12 protein-coding genes and 2 tRNA genes are annotated in these 17,982 nt (G+C 36.8%); 8 read left to right on the forward strand and 6 right to left on the reverse strand.

What is annotated here, in order from left to right:
• Positions 1 to 1,065: 1,065 nt before the first annotated feature.
• Positions 1,066 to 1,335: a 50S ribosomal protein L27 gene (gene rpmA / locus ACFIK0_RS00085; protein WP_100130483.1), complete on the reverse strand. Its 270-nt coding sequence runs from the start codon at positions 1,333 to 1,335 to the stop codon at positions 1,066 to 1,068.
• A gap of 12 nt (positions 1,336 to 1,347) precedes the next feature.
• On the reverse strand, positions 1,348 to 1,827 hold the full coding sequence (gene rplU / locus ACFIK0_RS00090; protein WP_273790289.1) for a 50S ribosomal protein L21: 480 nt from the start codon (positions 1,825 to 1,827) through the stop codon (positions 1,348 to 1,350).
• A gap of 285 nt (positions 1,828 to 2,112) precedes the next feature.
• Here rplU and ACFIK0_RS00095 point away from each other — a divergent pair.
• Positions 2,113 to 2,202 (forward strand) — tRNA-Ser (locus tag ACFIK0_RS00095).
• Between the two features lie 318 nt (positions 2,203 to 2,520).
• On the opposite strand, the gene pgi is transcribed toward ACFIK0_RS00095, so the two are convergent.
• The 3 genes from pgi to ACFIK0_RS00110 all read right to left on the reverse strand — a co-directional run bounded on the left by pgi (position 2,521) and on the right by ACFIK0_RS00110 (position 8,646).
• A complete protein-coding gene (pgi, locus tag ACFIK0_RS00100) occupies positions 2,521 to 4,185 on the reverse strand; it encodes a glucose-6-phosphate isomerase (RefSeq protein WP_273790288.1) in 1,665 nt (554 codons plus the stop codon).
• A 190-nt stretch (positions 4,186 to 4,375) separates the two neighbouring features.
• Positions 4,376 to 7,510 carry an efflux RND transporter permease subunit gene (locus ACFIK0_RS00105; protein ID WP_375663308.1) on the reverse strand — a complete coding sequence of 1,045 codons (3,135 nt, stop codon included), beginning with the start codon at positions 7,508 to 7,510 and terminating at the stop codon, positions 4,376 to 4,378.
• Positions 7,507 to 8,646, reverse strand: coding sequence for an efflux RND transporter periplasmic adaptor subunit (locus tag ACFIK0_RS00110; RefSeq protein WP_375630490.1), 1,140 nt, complete (start codon positions 8,644 to 8,646; stop codon positions 7,507 to 7,509). Before ACFIK0_RS00110 ends, ACFIK0_RS00105 begins: the two co-directional genes overlap by 4 nt.
• 355 nt (positions 8,647 to 9,001) lie before the next feature.
• Here ACFIK0_RS00110 and ACFIK0_RS00115 point away from each other — a divergent pair.
• The 4 genes from ACFIK0_RS00115 to ACFIK0_RS00130 all read left to right on the forward strand — a co-directional run bounded on the left by ACFIK0_RS00115 (position 9,002) and on the right by ACFIK0_RS00130 (position 14,109).
• Positions 9,002 to 9,078: transfer RNA gene (locus tag ACFIK0_RS00115), tRNA-Arg, on the forward strand.
• Between the two features lie 754 nt (positions 9,079 to 9,832).
• Positions 9,833 to 11,506, forward strand: a complete 1,674-nt coding sequence (locus ACFIK0_RS00120; protein WP_375663309.1) for a formate--tetrahydrofolate ligase — start codon at positions 9,833 to 9,835, stop codon at positions 11,504 to 11,506.
• A gap of 187 nt (positions 11,507 to 11,693) precedes the next feature.
• Positions 11,694 to 11,927, forward strand: coding sequence for a 30S ribosomal protein S21 (gene rpsU / locus ACFIK0_RS00125; RefSeq protein WP_012754552.1), 234 nt, complete (start codon positions 11,694 to 11,696; stop codon positions 11,925 to 11,927).
• Positions 11,928 to 13,548: 1,621 nt separating this feature from the next.
• Complete coding sequence (locus ACFIK0_RS00130) at positions 13,549 to 14,109, forward strand: SH3 domain-containing protein (protein WP_026500127.1); 561 nt, start codon at positions 13,549 to 13,551, stop codon at positions 14,107 to 14,109.
• A 45-nt stretch (positions 14,110 to 14,154) separates the two neighbouring features.
• Here the strand turns inward: ACFIK0_RS00130 and irrA are convergent, their stop codons facing one another.
• Complete coding sequence (irrA, locus tag ACFIK0_RS00135) at positions 14,155 to 14,667, reverse strand: iron response transcriptional regulator IrrA (RefSeq protein ID WP_273790284.1); 513 nt, start codon at positions 14,665 to 14,667, stop codon at positions 14,155 to 14,157.
• Positions 14,668 to 14,899: 232 nt separating this feature from the next.
• On the opposite strand from irrA, the gene fabA reads away from it, so the two are divergent.
• From fabA to fabI, 3 genes are read left to right on the forward strand one after another with little or no spacing between them, the layout of a single operon-like run.
• Positions 14,900 to 15,409, forward strand: coding sequence for a 3-hydroxyacyl-[acyl-carrier-protein] dehydratase FabA (gene fabA, locus ACFIK0_RS00140; RefSeq protein ID WP_273722474.1), 510 nt, complete (start codon positions 14,900 to 14,902; stop codon positions 15,407 to 15,409).
• 57 nt (positions 15,410 to 15,466) lie between these two features.
• On the forward strand, positions 15,467 to 16,687 hold the full coding sequence (gene fabB, locus ACFIK0_RS00145) for a beta-ketoacyl-ACP synthase I (RefSeq protein WP_375630494.1): 1,221 nt from the start codon (positions 15,467 to 15,469) through the stop codon (positions 16,685 to 16,687).
• A gap of 48 nt (positions 16,688 to 16,735) precedes the next feature.
• Positions 16,736 to 17,554, forward strand: a complete 819-nt coding sequence (fabI, locus tag ACFIK0_RS00150; protein ID WP_273790282.1) for an enoyl-ACP reductase FabI — start codon at positions 16,736 to 16,738, stop codon at positions 17,552 to 17,554.
• The last annotated feature ends 428 nt before the right edge of the window (positions 17,555 to 17,982 follow it).

Genomic DNA, 17,982 nt, shown 5'->3' on the forward strand with positions numbered 1-17,982 from the left:
TACAAGAAAGCATCCTTCCCAATCATCCGTAACTTCAGCTAATATTTTGATTGATTCCTCAAAGTTTATTTAACCTATTATCCCTCTTTATAAATTCATTACATAATTACAAATTGCTCCATGCAACTTATCATCTTTAAAATTCCGTGCTGCCCATCTTATGATATCAAACCCTCGATATATAATATTTATATATTTTAAGCTACACCTTTACTTCAATCAATATCGCAAATACACAATACTCTCTGTCGCACATTTGCAAAGTACGAACATCCCCCCAAGCACCATCATCAATTACTAAAATAAAGAAAAACTCTACAAATAAGATAAATAAAGTAAAAAATGAAAAGCAATTATTGCCTTAGCTCTAGCTCTTATGCTTATTTATTTTCAACAATACACAATAATAGTGAAATCAGAAAAAATATTCTTGAAGGGCGCTGATTGCACGTTGGTTATTTTTATATCTTTAAACACCGTCCTCCTTAAAAATATAATTTCACTCTTGATTTACCGAAAATTCCTTAATGCACGTCACTTTCAAAGTAGTTTTGGCTGCCTTCTTATGGATTTTTTATCCCTATGTCTTTTTAAATGAATAGCCACACCTATCCACACTACCACCTAAAAACAGTATGACAACTCATCAATACCACAATGCCGATAAAAAGACCCATCTTTATCAAAATGATTACATAAAGAATGCTCTCATTAAATTTCTCATAATTTTCTGAAAACAAACTGCTTCTCTTATAAGAAATCACTAGACACTTCTTCATGCATAAAAAGAAAGTCTCTCTCACTATTATTATACAGAAATTTATCAACAAATTCTATCATAATATCAATATGTTCAGTACTAAATACTAACATAACATCGCACAAACTTTTTCCCTCATTGAGAAAAGCCATTTCCTCAATTCTACCTTTTTCGTATATCTTCTACATTTATTATAGTACCAACGCAAAAAGGGAAAGATAAGTCTCTATCTTTCCCTTTTAATACTTATAAAACCACAACTATAATTCAATGAAATCCTGTTGATTGCTAGAGAGTGTTACAGATTACTCTGCTGCCTCCAGCATAGGAATGACTGAAACATAGGAACGATTACCCGCTTTGCGTTGAAAAGAAACCTTTCCATTTGATAATGCAAAAAGCGTATGATCTTTTCCAATACCAACATTGTTACCAGGATGCCAACGTGTACCACGCTGGCGAATAATAATATTTCCGGCAATAACGGTTTCACCACCAAATTTTTTAACGCCTAGACGTTTCGATTCTGAATCACGACCATTACGCGAGGAACCACCAGCTTTTTTATGTGCCATAGACGCTCTCCTTTAATCTTTCTTACTCTTTGATGCTACAGACGCTTTCTTCTGCGGCGCAGTCTTTTTTTCAACCGTTTTTTTAGCCGTCTTCTCAACAGAAGCAGCAGCTTTTGTTTCTTGTGGTGTAGTTGCTTCTTCTTTTATCGGTTTCGCAGCAACTTTTTTAGGTTTTGAACCACCCATTAAAATTTCTAAAACACGAAGCCTCGTAAATTCTTGACGATGGCCACGCGTGCGTTTAGAATTTTGACGACGGCGCTTCTTAAATGCGATAACCTTGCGCCCACGTGCCTGTTCTAAAATCTCAGCTGTCACCAATGCATCAGCAACGACAGGGGTACCAATAACCGCATTACCTTCTTGCCCAACCATTAATATGTCATTGAATTCAACAACATCACCCGCATTTCCACTAACTTTTTCAACTTTTACCACTTGATTAGCAACAATGCGGTATTGCTTACCACCAGTTTTAATGACTGCGAACATTTTTTATCCTTCCGTTCACTCCAGCTCTTATTTAATTTCTGCCTTGAAATAAGGGAAAATAGGCTGCTTTTTATCAGTCGTAATAAATCTCAAAGAAGGATAAAACCTTCTTCAACACAAATATGCGCAGATTTCCCCACGCTTATATTTTGTATATATGAAGGAATTTCTATTCTCTGTCAATAAAGTCCCATAAAAAAGAAAAAAAGGTTGTACCAAAAACAATTGAAGGTTATCTACCCCTTATACACTCAAATAGTGCCGATTTTTGTTTCACTTTATTATGGAGAGATGGCTGAGTGGTTGAAAGCACCGCACTCGAAATGCGGCATAGGGGCAACTCTATCGGGGGTTCAAATCCCTCTCTCTCCGCCATTAATTTATAAAACGATATTATTAAAATGTCTTTAATCGTAGTTTGCCGGTTGTAGCTTGTCAGCAGATTTTGTACCATTTTATTTTTTTCGAAGGATTTTAAGGGGGGCTCAAAGGGTCTTCAAAGACCTCTCGAAGGTCTTTATCGTTTTTGCGAATAAATTCTCCTTTTTACAATTTTTGCACTTTTTTTATTTTCTGTTACATAAATCTAGTTCAGATAATAAGAGAACGCATAGTAAAATTAAAGAATTATCTCATATTTCTCTCTCATTCTACTTTTGCTTAGTTAGTGCAAAACCTACTGTCAAATTATATTTATTTTGCACGTCTTGCTTGAATATGTGCTAGCAACCCTAATGTTGAACTATCGCGATTATCCGCTTTACTTTCTCCACGAAGAATTGGTAGTAACTCGTTTGCTAATTCTTTACCAAGTTCAACCCCCCATTGATCAAATGAATTAATATTCATTAAAATCCCTTCAACAAAAGTACGATGTTCATAAAGTGCAATAAGACGACCGAGTGCAAAAGGTGTTAATAAATCTTGAACCAACGTAATGCTAGGACGGTTTCCTTTAAAACTTCTATGAAGTGCTAGATGATCTGCCTCACCCTCACCAACTCCATTTTTTATCAAGATATGCCGAGCATCTTCAATACTACGCCCCTTCATCAATGCTTTTGATTGTGCTAAACCGTTTGCTAGCAACATCTCATACATAGAATGTAAATTTTTCTCATGCCCTTTTATAAATAAAATAAATTCTACAGGAATAATATCTGTTCCTTGATGCAGAAGCTGAAAAAAAGCATGTTGACTATTTGTTCCTGAATCCCCCCAAACAATTGGACCACTTGAAAAACTTAATGGTTTTCCATCCAGCGAGACTTGCTTACCATTTGATTCCATATCAAGCTGTTGTAAATAAGCTGGAAAATGTATTAAACGCTGTGCATAAGGAATGATCGAACGTGATGAATAACCACAAATAACACGATGCCAAAATCCTAAAAGAGCAAAACGAATAGGAATATTTTTATGCAAAGGCATAGTTTTAAAATGTTGGTCCATTTGCAAAGCACCGTTGAGAAATTTGCGAAAATTTCCACCACCTATTGCAAACATAACAACAAGTCCAATGGCTGACCAAATTGAATAACGTCCTCCAACCCAATTCCAAAATTTAAAAACGCTTGTGGAATCTATGCCAAATTCTGCCACTTTATCAAGCGCACTTGAAACAGCAACAAAATGCGTACAAACGGCTTTTTCTCCTAAATGTGAACAAATCCACTGACGTGCAACTTGAGCATTTACCATTGTTTCAGCCGTTGTAAAAGTTTTAGAAGCAATGACAAACAGCGTTGTTGCTGGATTCAAAATAGAGAGAGTATCAGAAATATGGGCACTGTCAGCATTCGAAACAAAATGACACTGTGGACCATCATGATAAGGTTTTAAAGCGTATGTGACCATTGCAGGACCAAGATCAGAACCACCAATACCAATATTGACAATATCACTTATTCTCTCGCCACTGCTTCCCTTATAGCTTCCATCACGCACCTTTTCAGAAAATCTTTCCATATCTTCAAGGACGTCTTGAATATCGCGAATAAGATTATGACCATCCAACATGAAAATTTCATCAGCAGGTAAACGTAATGCAATATGAAGAACTGAGCGTTTTTCAGTTGTATTAATCGCCTTACCAGAAAACATTGCATCACGCCGGCCTAACACATCTGCTGCGACCGCTAAATCATCTAGAAGTTGCAATGTTTTAAATGTCACACCACATTTTGAAAAATCGAAAAGAAGATCATCAAGTCTGAGGGAAAAATGGGAAAAACGCTGTTCATCTTCTACAAAATGCCGACGAATATCATAGACCCCATCCTTTGCGGCATGGTTTCTTAAAGCTTTTAATGTGGCTTCAAAAGCCATTTCATTTCGAATCGAAAAGCTATCTCCCATAAGCTTATCCTATACGGTTATTGATAATGAAATCTATGCCCAAACAATAACAAAGCAGAAAGCATCTCTTTTATTGCTCGCTATTTTCACTGCTCACATAAAAATGAAGGAATATACAAAATATAAAGGATAAGATCCGAAAATGATATTTTTACAAGAATAAATTTTCAAATCTTTTCTATCATATACATCATTTAACTTGATTGAGTTCTTTTGTTAAACGTAAATCTTCTTCTGCTTTTGGTCTTATAAAACGCCCTAAAAAAAGATAAACAACCGGTGTAACATAAAGCGTAAAAATAGTTGCTAAACCTAAGCCACCAACGATAACCCAACCTAAAGCTATACGAGCTTCTGCGCCAGCACCTTTGGCTAAAACCAAAGGAATACCTCCTAAAATGGCACAAATCATTGTCATACAAACTGGACGAAGGCGAATGTTTGCTGCTTCTTCTACGGCTTCACGCACGCTTCTTCCCTGATCACGTAATTGATCTGCAAATTCAACAATGAGAATACCATTTTTTGCCATAACACCAATTAACAAAATTAATCCAATTTGGCTGTAAATATTAAGACTCACACCACTTAATAGCATAGCAATTACAGCACAACCAATCCCTAATGGGACAGTGGCCATGATAATGAATCCTGAAATAAAGCTTTCAAACTGAGCAGCCAAAATCAATAAAATAATCAAAAAGGCAATGCCAAAAACAATCATAAAATTGGAAGATGTTTCATTAAGCGTTTCGGCTTCCCCTAAGGGAACCAAATAGGTTCCTTTTGATAACAAAGGAGAAGCAATTTTCTGTACAGTTTGGTAAGCTTCCCCTAAAGCGATATCTGGAGCAAGATTTGCGCTTAAAACAACAGCACTCATGCGTTTTTCCCGTTTTAATTGAGGAGCAATAGCTTTTTCATGTAAACGCGCAATAACCGATAAAGGAACATATCGATTGTCTTTGGTTTTTAAAAAAATATTTTCTAAATCGCTAGGACTCTTCATAGAATTTGTACGCGATATCAATTTAACATCGTAAGAATGATCATCCACATTAATGGAACCAATCTTTTTACCATCCAACATTGTTTGTAATGTATCGCCCAAATTGGCGATATCAATCCCTAAATCAGAGGCTTTTTTTCGATTGATTTCAATAAAAAATTGCGGTTGTGTTGCATCAACAGTAAGGCGTGGGCGAATAAAACGCGGATCATCTTGTAAAGCACTCACCAGCTTATCAGCAATGGGTTGTAATGTTGCATAATCATTGCCAAGAATTGCAAATTGCAACCCTTGCCCAGTTCCGCTCACACCTAGAGAATTTCCCTGCGCAGCAAATACAAAAACTGCGGGAAACTGTTTAACCTTTGCATTAATATCTTTCACGATTTCTTGCTGACTACGTAAACGTTTATCCCAAGATGAAAGCAATAAAATCAAAAAAGCAGTATTGGGTGAACCGCCAGCACCCGCGATAGAGTAACTGTTAGCAATCTCCCCTGCATCACGTAATGGCTGTAGACTTGCTTCAATTTGCTCTATTTGCTCGTTCAAATATTGTGTTGAAATACCTTGTGGTCCATTAATAACCAAAAAGATCACAGCTCTGTCTTCTGCTGGCGTTAATTCCTGTTGTAGCTTCGTATAGCCTCCAACACAAAGACCCCCAAAAATAAGTGAAGCAAAAACAACAGCCCAAGGCTTTTCTAAACACTTATGCAAACTGTAAGTATATGCCTTATGAAAAAAAGTACCTAATTTATATAAAAAAGCAAAATGATGGGACTCTTCCTCTTTATCCTCAATATGTTCTTTGAGAAAACGTGAAGCCAACATGGGACAAAGCGTTAAGGCAACAACTGAAGAAAGCAAAATAGAAATTGCCAAAACAAAACCGAATTCTCTAAAAAGTCCTCCAACTTGCCCAGGAAGAAAGGAAATAGGAACAAACACAGCCACTAATGTCAATGTTGTTGCTAAAACAGCAAAAAATACTTCACGTGTTCCTATCACCGCTGCTGCTCTGGAACCTAATCCCATGTTGCGCCACCGAACAATATTCTCAAGAACAACAATGGCATCATCCACAACAAGCCCTGTTGCTAAAACAAGTCCTAAAAATGTGAGAATATTCAATGAAAACCCTACAAGATAAATAGCCGCAATGGTACCAATCAAAGCGACAGGAAGAGATACAGCAGGTATCAGCGTTACACGAATGTCTCTGAGAAAAAGAAAAATGACCAAGATAACGCTCAAAATAGCAATGACCAACGCAACTTCAACCTCATGAAGAGCGCTTTTAATAAAAATTGCATCGTCATTAATAACGTCTATATGTACAGAAGAAGGAACAATACTTTTGAGATTATCAACAACGGCTCTCACACCTTCAGAAATATTAAGAGTGTTGGATTGTGCTTTACGCACGATACCTAATCCAATACCTGTCTTTCCATTGATACGAAGAATAACTGTTTCTATATCCGGCGATAAAGTAACATGCGCAACATCACCAAGATGCACATGAGGCTTTAAAACAACTTGTTCAAAAGATTCTGGTGTTGTTAAACGTGCAGTAGCACGTACAACTAAAGTTTGCTTAGAATTGCGTAATGACCCTACTGGCACATCTGTTGTCATATCAGCAAGAACACGTGAAATATCTGCTACAGTTAATCCATAACTTGCAAGTTTTGCTTGATCTATATCAATCTGAAAAATCTTTGTGCGAGCACTATCGACCTGTACATCACCAACACCATCAACAGCAGAAATAGCATCAACAATCTGATCGTTTACAATCGTGGTTAAATCATCAACACTCATTGTTGGTGACGTCACAACCAAATACATCATGGCAGCAGCATTCGAATCTGCTTTAATAATCAAAGGCGAATCCGCATCTTTCGGTAAAGAATAGGTAACACGAGAGAGAGCATCACGAATATCAGATGCTGCAACATTCAAATCAACACCGACATTAAAGTTAATCTTCACACGGGAGCGTCCAAAAGAAGACGTTGAAGAAATCGTCTTAACACCTGAAATACGAGAAACAGCATCTTCTATAACTTTTGTAACTTCACGATCAATTGTTTCTGCCGATGCACCAGAAAACATCGTCACAACCGTCGTTACGGGAGTATCAACATCGGGTAATTCTCTTACATCAACATTTAACCATGCTGCAAATCCTGCAATGATGATCATAGCATTTAAAACAAAAGTAAAAACCGGTCTGCGAATAAATAAGGTAATGAGACCACCTTGCTCCACCTTTGACGTAGGCTGTTTTGTGCTCAATTCTTGGCTCATTGTATATCCGTTCCGTAAACTGCTGGTAATTGCTGTTGATGAGACTTTGGATCATCAATCGTTACTTTACTTCCTGGATAAAGCATTTGCACTCCTTGAATGACAACTTGATCACCATTTTCTAGGGGTGCTTTTACGAAAACTTGATCTGCTTTATGCTGAATAATTGATACGGGTATAGCCTCTACTTTCCCTTCTCTCACACGCCAAACGAATGACCCTTTACTATTCCATTGAACTGCAAGAGGATTAACGACAGGAAAAGAACCACCATGAAATTGCAAGGCAACAGAAAAGGACATACCAGACATGAGCGTATCTTTTTCATTATTGATTTCAACCTGAACATGAAGTGTGCGACTTTCTGGATCAACGATATTATCAATCGCATAAATATGACCAACAAAAGACATATCTGGCTGCGCGACTAACGTTGCCGTTACCTCATCTCCTTTATGGATGCGCGACACATATCGTTCAGGGGCCCATATATCGACCAAAATACGTTCTCTATTCTCAATACGGCCTATTACAGTATTAAGGGTCACGTTATTCCCCGCATCAACGGGCAAAATACCAACAACTCCAGGAATCGGTGCTCGAATTGTTCGCCGATCGAGATCTAATTCAGCATTACGCAAAACTAAATTTGCGTTATCCAACTCTAAGCGTGCCATAATTTCTTGAACTTCCGTTGCTGTATTGCTGGCGCGTAATTTAAGAATGCGCGAAAGCGTTAACGCATTGTTATCACGTTGCACTTTTGCTTTTGCAGCCGCTATTTCTTCTTTTTTAGAATCAAGCTTTGCAATCACATCATCGGCTTGTACTTTTGTACCTGCTGATACAAAAAGCTTATCAATAACACCTGAGGATAAAGGGGTAAGCTCAACTTCTGCAAGAGCTTTTCCACTCCCTAAAACGTTAAGTTGTTCATAAAAATCTTGAATTTTTACAAGATCAACGACAACATTTACCGGTGGCCTTCCCATTTTTCCATTTGAAGTTTTATCTGATACTTTTGTTTTATCCACCATAGAAATGGGTTGTTCTGCACTCTTTTTTCCAGCCCAATAAGTAACCGTTAAAACAACGATTAAAAACACTAATGGAAAGCTCTTTTTTAATAACGCCATACATCCGCCCTTGCTGTGTCATGTTTATCTGAAATAGTTTTCAACAGTAATATCGGCGTTTTACACAAAAACCCAACAGCGGGTGTGTGTGTCTTACCCCCACCGCAAAAAACAGATCTCATCTCTGCTTGATTATCTTTCATCTATAAAAACGTCAAGTTAACTATCGTTCATATTGCTTTGTATGGTCACAACAAAAAAATGTTCATATCAAAACCAACTGAAGCCATAATATTTTTAAAATATCTCATAAAAAAGAGAGATTTTTTTATTACTATCCAAGTTTCACTTGCATTTCTTTAATGAAACGATTAGGAACCCTTTGTCTTAGACAATGTAAAAAATTGAAATATATGCACCCGTAGCTCAGCTGGATAGAGCACCAGACTACGAATCTGGGGGTCAGGAGTTCGAATCTCTTCGGGTGCGCCATCTATCAATATCTTACTTATAAAGCAGACTTTTTAAATTCTTTATTTTGTGATTTGTTTTTATCTATCTTTGTATTTTGTTATTTCATTCTGTTGTGAGTCGTTTCTTTAGCCATTTTGCTAGAATAAGATGTTATGAGTCCTTCAATTCAGCCCTAAGGGCTTTTATTAGCTAATAATCGTAGCGATTGCATGAGTAGCGTGTATTGTTGTTTTCTTTTTTCAATCTATGCGCTTGTTTTTGGTCTCTTCCGGATTATACTCTCTAATCAGTTAGGTAATTTTTTACGTTCTTATTTCTAACTGTTCCATAACTGGATGTTGCTGGATATTTTATTCCTAGCAGTCCCATCTTAAGAGGGACTTCAAATGTGCCGCCGTAAATTCCGGGTTACCACCATGTAAAACTTTTTCAGTCTGTTATTGGAAAGAATAAATAAACTACTTCTCAAACGTACCACTATAAAACACTTATGGTATCCATTAATATCATCAGCATTTTGTTGCAAACCACAGCTTCTTTCTGCAATATTTTTAATTGAATTAAACGTATTTTTACTGCTTAAAAGCAAAGTGATTCTTTTTCCTAAAAAACAATAAAACTCTTCTTGTGCTTCTTTAGCATTATCTCTTGCATGGCATATCATCGACTTCTATGATATCTTAATATTTTCTGTTCTCTATGAATTTTTCTAATTAACCCATGGGGTACAGATCTCGAATATTAATAAAAGATAAGTTTAAAGAATTTTTCCATGCCTAAAACTGATATTGAAATTGCTCGCACTGCTAAAAAGCAACATATTGTTGAAATTGCACAAAAAATTGGTATCTCACATGAAAATCTTATTCCCTATGGCCATGATAAAGCTAAAATTTCTTCTGAATACATAAAATCGCTTAATAAAAATCCAGACGGTAAACTTATCCTTGTCACAGCTATCAATCCCACACCTGCCGGAGAAGGCAAAACAACAACAACAGTTGGACTAAGTGATGCTCTTAATCTTATTGGTAAAAAAACAATAGCTACCTTGAGAGAACCGTCTTTAGGTCCCTGTTTTGGTGTAAAAGGTGGTGCTGCTGGTGGTGGTTATGCGCAAGTCATTCCAATGGATGACCTTAATTTACATTTTACCGGTGATTTTCATGCTATTACAGCTGCTCATAATCTTCTTGCCGCAATGATAGATAATCATCTTTATTGGGGAAATACTCTAAACATTGATCCACGTCGCATTGTTTGGAAACGCGTTCTTGATATGAATGACCGTGCATTGCGCGATATTGTCATTTCATTGGGGGGCATAACAAATGGTTTTCCACGTCAAACAGGTTTTGATATTACTGTTGCATCAGAAATTATGGCGCTTCTTTGTCTCTCTGAAAATTTAGAAAACCTTACACAAAGACTCAAAAAAATTATTGTTGCTTATCGTTATGATAAAACGCCCATCACCGTTGCTGATCTCAATGCGGAAGGTGCAATGGCAGTTCTTCTCAAAGATGCTATACACCCCAATCTCGTACAGACAATTGAAAATAATCCTGTTCTCGTTCATGGAGGACCTTTTGCCAACATTGCTCATGGTTGCAATTCAGTTATAGCAACAAAAACTGCTTTAAAACTTGCGGATTATGTTGTCACAGAAGCAGGGTTTGGAGCAGATCTTGGAGCAGAAAAGTTCTTCAATATCAAATGTAGGCAAGCAGGTATTGTACCAAATGCTACAGTGATCGTCGCAACTATTCGTGCATTAAAAATGAACGGTGGTCTGGATAAAAATAACCTGACAGAAGAAAATATTACCGCTTTAGAAAAAGGAGCTGCCAATCTTTTACGACACATAAAAAATATGAAGCACTACGGTATTCCTTGTGTTGTGGCTATCAATCATTTTGACAGCGATAGCGATGCTGAAATAAAAACATTACAAAAAATAGTTGCAACAACTGGACACAAAGCTATTATCTGTAAGCATTGGGAACAAGGTGGAAAAGGCGCTATAGAACTTGCACAAGAACTCGTTACCTTGATTGAAAAGCACGATTCTGATTTTAAAGTTCTCTATCAAGATGATATTCCACTCGTTCAAAAAATTAATTGTATTATAACAAAGCTATACGGTGGACGTGGCGCCATCATCTCAGCCCCTATTCTCAAACAACTTGAATCTTGGGAAAAAGAGGGGTTTGGCGTCTACCCTATTTGTATGGCAAAAACACCTTATTCTTTTTCTTCTGATCCCAAGCAATACGGCGCTCCTGTTGATTTTGAAATTCCCATACGAGAAGTTCGTCTCTGTGCGGGAGCCGGTTTTATTGTTGTCATTTGTGGAGATGTTATGACCATGCCGGGACTACCCCATTATCCCGCGGCTGAAAAAATTCATCTTGACGAAAATGATCAAATACAAGGACTTTCATAAATTTATAACCGTAAATTCTATCATTCATTATAAAAAGCGTTTTATTGTAAAAAAAATAGAATTTTAAAAAGCGATATAGACAAATGTCTTATTTATATGATATAAGTGCTTGTCCTTTTGGATATGCCTTTAAAAGGACGTAGGTTTTTTCCTATCATTTATGACACTGAAAAAAGCAGGATAGATAGTGCAAGTACTCGTTCGTGATAATAATGTTGACCAAGCGCTCCGTGCGTTGAAAAAAAAGATGCAGCGTGAAGGTATCTTCCGTGAAATGAAAATGCGTAGTTATTATGAGAAGCCATCTGAGAAGCGTGCTCGTGAAAAAGCTGAAGCTATTCGTCGTACACGTAAGCTTGCTCGTAAGCGTGCACAAAGAGAAGGTTTTGTTAGTAACGGACGAACTGTTGCGGTAAAGTAATATACTTTATGATATTATATAACTGCATAACCAATAGGTAATAAGCTACTAGAAAATTTTTCTTCATAGGCGATTGCAATAAATTGCTTGTGTGTAGGTTTTTTTGTACAATGTTATCTAATATGTTAGTTATTTGAAAATAATAAGATTTCTATCATAGAGGTGGTTTTTATTTCACTCTTATATTTCAAAAAATAGATAACAAACTACACTTTAGATATTTAAGCGACTTTTTCCTATGTGAATTGAGTGTGAGGTGTTTTATTATCACTTTTCACTATAATTTTCTCCTTCTGGATATCTCTTACATCACTGCTTCTTATGTACAAATTTCATGATGAACTTCTTTTTTGTCATTAAATATTCTACATCTTTCGATCATCCTAGGTCTGATTACAAAACAAAAATAACTATCGCAATATGCGATTGTGTGTAAAATATAATATCAAATTCATAATCCTCTTTCCCTTCAGTTATGTAACGAAACGATATAATTCCATAACTTTTTATATCTCTTGATTCTGTCTCTCTAAAGGATGACGAATTTCAACCACTGAACTATAAATTCTTTTTTCTTGATAAATTTCTTCTATTCATCACTTATGTAATTACCCTCATAATTGTATCGAATAAGCCCTTCTATTTCTTTCAACTTTCTTCTATACTGAGTTAGAGAAAAAGAAATTTGACAATAAATAGAGAAAACACTGTATTTTAAGATGGATGAATGTGCCTTTTATTACCATTGTTGATGGAAATATTTTTACAATTTAAATAACGAGTTAAAGTTTTTAACGCAGTGATTTGTTATTATAAGTAATTGTTTTTCATATTAATTAATAATTCTGAATAACGTACAGTTTCTCAATGCCTTCTCATATTGAATCAATCAAGATTATCTTCTTGTACATCATAAGCGGGATTCGTATGCAAATAGAATAAAAGCTATTTAAGAAAAAACAAAAATGCTTCTTATGAACACCATAAATAATAGGAACTGCATAACATTGAAAGCTGGTGAATAGAACGATGGAGCCAGCTTATCTACCATACGGATAAGCATTATCATGGCATAAGATTAGAGTGTAGCAAATTTTATAAATGAATTATCACGAAAAAGTGTCCTGTTTAAATTAGCCCTTCATATATCAATCTACTCTATAATGTCGCTCATATTTTTACGCTTAAATGTTTTATTTATCGTATTATTTTGTTCATTCAAAACTTCTTTTCAAGCCACACAATAAATCCCTTTCTGAACAGCTCTTTGTTCATAGTATGCATACATGCACTTTTACTTCGAGAAACAAACTCAGAAAAGAGATGCAATACTTTAGCCCTAATTTCCTGTACAAAAACTGCTAAGGCTCCAGTAATACTTTACTGTTTTATCACGCGTACAGCTACATAAAAATCCAATGTTTATTTATATCTATCCCCTCATAAACAAGATACGCACTAAGAAATACAAGCTTTTGTTTTCCTTATTTTGATATTTTTGTAGCAATTTTCTCATCGTTTAGATCTCTTTAACGAGCAGTGTGTCATACTTTTTATCAGTTTCCAGTCTTATCTTTCAGATTTTAAATTTCCAATATATGATGAAATAAAGGAGTTCGGTGTGCAAAATTCTCGTTGGTTTCGCGTTTCAATACTCGCATCATGTATCTTAATAGCAACAGTCATTGTATTAGGTTCACCTCATTTGTTGCATGCACAAACATTTAATCAAAATTTAGGGCCCAGTGGTTTACCACTTCCGCGATTTGCTTCGATTAAACCCACCAGCGTTAATGTACGCGTCGGACCAGGAAGCAACTATTCTATCATTTTTACCTACAAAAAGAAGGGATTACCTATTGAAATCATTCAAGAATATGATCAATGGCGCAAAATTCGTGATGCCGAAGGCGATGAGGGATGGGTGTATCAATCACTTTTATCGGGAAAGCGAACTGCTATAACTATTCCATGGCAAAAAGATAAAACTAAAAGACTGATGCTACGAAAAAACCCCACCGACAACGCAGAACTTGTGGCAGAAGTAGAACCTAATGTCATTGGTAATATCCGCCAATGTGATGGACAATGGTGCGAACTAAATATTAATAATACGCGCGGATGGCTTCAACAACCACAGTTATGGGGAATCTATCCTGATGAAAAAGTAAAAGGCTGGTGAATACTCAAACTCAATAAGTTTAATTTTATTCCTTATTGAATATCCTCACTGCCTATCACAAGATCGATTTTTTGGTTTCAATCGCACGATTAAATCAACATGTGAAATTTCCATACCTTCTGGTGGCTTAGGCAAATTTCTAATAATGGGAGATTCTTCCAAATTGTAAGGAATATCAAGAATACGATTTTCACCTTCTATATAAAAATGGTAGTGATCAGAGGTATTGGTATCAAACCAAGTTTTTGAGCCTTCTACGGCAATAATCCGTAATAATCCCGCTTCCGTAAATTGATGAAGCGTATTATAAACCGTTGCTAAAGATACAGGTACACCTGCCCTCACCGCTTCCTCATAGAGCTCTTCAGCAGTAATATGACGATTTCCTTGAGAAAAAATCATATGTGCAAGTTCCAACCGCTGACGTGTTGGACGCAGACCATTTTGACGCAAACGTTTTTCTAACATAGAAATGGAATAATATTGCACCATTTTTCCACACTCTTTTGTGCACTGTTGCTCTTCATTCATATCTAAATTGTCTGCACTCACTGACATATTACAAACCCAAATACATTCCTGCTAAATAAGATCAAAATACAAAAAAATGGGAATAGTATGGTGTAATCTTGTATTCCATTTTTAAATAATTACCTATGTAGAATACATAAAAAAAGGCTTTTGTCATTAAAAATGATATAAAATCATTTCCCTCTCTTTAAAATTTGCTCTAAAAGTAGGTTGGGAAAAGCGCAGAAATTAAAGATATATGCAAATAAATGGAGTAACAATGGCTGAACAAAAGTCTCGCTACACATATGAAGAGCTTCTAAGCTGCGCTCGCGGCGAAATGTTTGGTAGAGGTAATGCGCAATTGCCAGCACCGCCAATGTTGATGATTCATCGAATCACTCAAATTAGTGAAACTGATGGTAAATACGATAAAGGAATGGTTCGCGCCGAATTTGACATTACACCAGACATGTGGTTCTTTAATTGTCACTTTATAGGCGATCCCGTCATGCCAGGATGTCTCGGACTGGATGGTATGTGGCAATTAACAGGTTTTTTTCTTGGTTGGCTAGGCGAACCAGGAAAAGGAAGAGCAATATCAACAGGTGAAGTAAAGTTATCAGGGATGGTAACTCCACAAACCAAAATTCTTGAATATGAAATAGATTTTAAGCGTATTCGACGTGGAAATTTAGTCTTAGGAATAGCTGATGGGTGGCTAAAAGCAGATGGAGAGACTATTTATAAGGCGAATGATTTACGCGTTGCTTTATTCAAAGAAGATTGAACGTTATTTCCGTCAGAAAGAACTTTTCACTATTCTGTATGGAACGAGGAGGTATGAATGCGTCGAGTTGTTGTAACCGGAATGGGAATTGTCTCCGCGATTGGAAATAACCCTAGAGATGTTTTAACCAGTTTACGTGAAGCAAAATCCGGAATTTCTTACGCACCTCAATATGCCGAATTAGGCTTTCGTAGCAGAGTTTATGGCAAACCCGATATTAATATAGAAGAACTCGTAGATCGACGTGCTCTACGTTTTCATGGGCGTGGAACAGCATGGAATCACATCGCCATGGATCAGGCGATTGCTGATGCGGGTCTAGAACCGCATGAAGTATCGAACGAACACACGGGTATTATTATGGGTTCTGGAGGTGCTTCAACACATTCAATCGTAGAAGCTGCTGACATTACACGCCAAAAAGGCCCAAAACGTGTTGGACCTTTTGTTGTCCCTAAAGCGATGAGTTCTACAGCATCTGCAACATTAGCAACTTTCTTTAAAATAAAGGGAATCAATTATTCAATCTCTTCAGCTTGTGCTACCTCCAATCATTGTATTGGTAATGCTTACGAAATGATTCAATATGGTAAACAAAAGCGCATCTTTGCCGGTGGCTGCGAAGATTTGGATTGGACACTATCTGTTTTATTCGATGCCATGGGCGCTATGTCCAGCAGATATAATGACATTCCTCACAAAGCTTCACGTGCTTATGATGTTAATCGTGATGGTTTTGTCATTGCTGGAGGGGCTGGCGTTTTAGTCCTTGAAGATTTAGAACTTGCTAAAGCACGTGGTGCAAAAATCTACGGAGAAATCGTTGGATACGGTGCGACATCCGATGGACATGATATGGTTGCCCCATCAGGAGAGGGAGCGGAGCGGTGCATGCGCATGGCTCTTGCAACAGTCAATAATAAAATTGATTATATCAATCCCCATGCGACAGCAACTCCTGTTGGTGATCCTCCTGAGATAGAAGCTATCCGTCGTGTCTTTGGAGCAGGTGATCAATGTCCCCCCATTTCTGCTACCAAGTCTCTAACAGGACATTCCTTGGGAGCAGCAGGTGTTCACGAAGCAATCTATACATTGTTAATGATGAATCATAATTTTATTTGTGAAAGTGCCCATATTGAAGAACTTGATCCAGCTTTTGCTGATATGCCAATCGTTCGTGAACGACGTGATCATCAACAACTGAATACCGTATTGTCGAATACTTTTGGCTTTGGCGGTACCAATGCAACGCTTGTTTTCCAACGTTATGTATAAACAAAAGCTCTTAGTAATTGAAAAAAGTACGGTCTTACGGAGAATAATATGAAAGGTTTGATGGAGGGCAAACGCGGCCTTATTATGGGAATTGCGAATGACCATTCAATTGCTTGGGGCATTGCCTGTCAGCTCGCACAAGCAGGAGCGGAATTAGCGTTGACTTATCAAGGAAATGCTTTTGGAAAACGTGTTCATCCCCTAGCAGATAAACTTGGGTGCAAATTAGTGCTAGAGTGTGACGTTGAAAAAAGTGAAAATATTGATTACGTCTTTGAGCAACTTGAAAAAGAATGGAAAACAATTGATTTTATTGTCCATGCCATTGGTTTTTCAGATAAAACTCAGCTAAAAGGACGTTACGTTGATGTTACAACACGTGAAAACTTTCAACGCACGATGGTTATTTCAGCTTATTCCTTTACTGAAATTGCCCAGCGCGCGGGTAAGCTTATGCCCAATGGAGGAACACTTTTAACTCTTACCTACGGTGCTTCACAGCAAGTTGTGCCTAATTATAACATCATGGGTGTTGCTAAAGCAGCTTTAGAAGCTATGGTACGTTATTTAGCAGCGGACTTTGGTCCTCAAAATATCCGTGTCAATGCGATTTCCGCTGGTCCTGTTAGAACTTTAGCAGGTAATGGTATTGCAGCTGCGCGGGCAATATTTTCACATCAACGCCGTAATGCCCCATTACGGCGTACCGTAAATATTCATGAAATTGGAAAATCTGCTCTTTATCTACTCTCTGACTTATCATCAGGTGTTACAGGTGAAATCCATTATGTTGATTCAGGCTATAACATCATGTCTATGCCAATACTTGAAGAACTGAAAAAAAGTGACGATTCCCAAGAAGAATAAAATTTATTTCATTGCACTAAAAAAGAAAATAAATCATGTACATAGTGCTTTAATCGGGTATTGAGTACTTTCTCAGCTATATAATAGTGTATTGACTTATAATAATATGACGTAAGGCATATGTGCAAATGTTTGTAAGAATAAGTCAATACAAAACCAGATGTACGATGCCTTGTTTCGCAAAATATTTTATAAAAAGCCGGAGTATTTCTTCAATCCATGGTTGATAAAGTGTGTATTTTATGACGTTATTTACCTTACTAAAGCATACGCTTTTGTCGTTGCTTATAAATCAATATCCAGCCCTCATGCTACCGTAGTTTGAAACAGAGATTAGAGAATTATTAAAATCCTTAGTTTCAGCTTTTGTGTAGCAAATTGAAAAAAATATTCCTACCGTTTGATTTATTCTTGAAACGCAAATACAA

The sequence above is a fragment of the Bartonella sp. CL63NXGY genome, from assembly GCF_042194905.1.
Lineage (GTDB): Bacteria > Pseudomonadota > Alphaproteobacteria > Rhizobiales > Rhizobiaceae > Bartonella.

Coding starts and splice junctions, on each gene's coding strand:
- irrA (WP_273790284.1), bottom strand. CDS start 14,667: ATGTCAGTGAGTGCAGACAATTTAGATATGAATGAAGAGCAACAGTGC.
- fabB (WP_375630494.1), top strand. CDS start 15,467: ATGCGTCGAGTTGTTGTAACCGGAATGGGAATTGTCTCCGCGATTGGA.
- ACFIK0_RS00120 (WP_375663309.1), top strand. CDS start 9,833: ATGCCTAAAACTGATATTGAAATTGCTCGCACTGCTAAAAAGCAACAT.
- rpmA (WP_100130483.1), bottom strand. CDS start 1,335: ATGGCACATAAAAAAGCTGGTGGTTCCTCGCGTAATGGTCGTGATTCA.
- fabI (WP_273790282.1), top strand. CDS start 16,736: ATGAAAGGTTTGATGGAGGGCAAACGCGGCCTTATTATGGGAATTGCG.
- fabA (WP_273722474.1), top strand. CDS start 14,900: ATGGCTGAACAAAAGTCTCGCTACACATATGAAGAGCTTCTAAGCTGC.
- ACFIK0_RS00110 (WP_375630490.1), bottom strand. CDS start 8,646: ATGGCGTTATTAAAAAAGAGCTTTCCATTAGTGTTTTTAATCGTTGTT.
- pgi (WP_273790288.1), bottom strand. CDS start 4,185: ATGGGAGATAGCTTTTCGATTCGAAATGAAATGGCTTTTGAAGCCACA.
- ACFIK0_RS00105 (WP_375663308.1), bottom strand. CDS start 7,510: ATGAGCCAAGAATTGAGCACAAAACAGCCTACGTCAAAGGTGGAGCAA.
- rplU (WP_273790289.1), bottom strand. CDS start 1,827: ATGTTCGCAGTCATTAAAACTGGTGGTAAGCAATACCGCATTGTTGCT.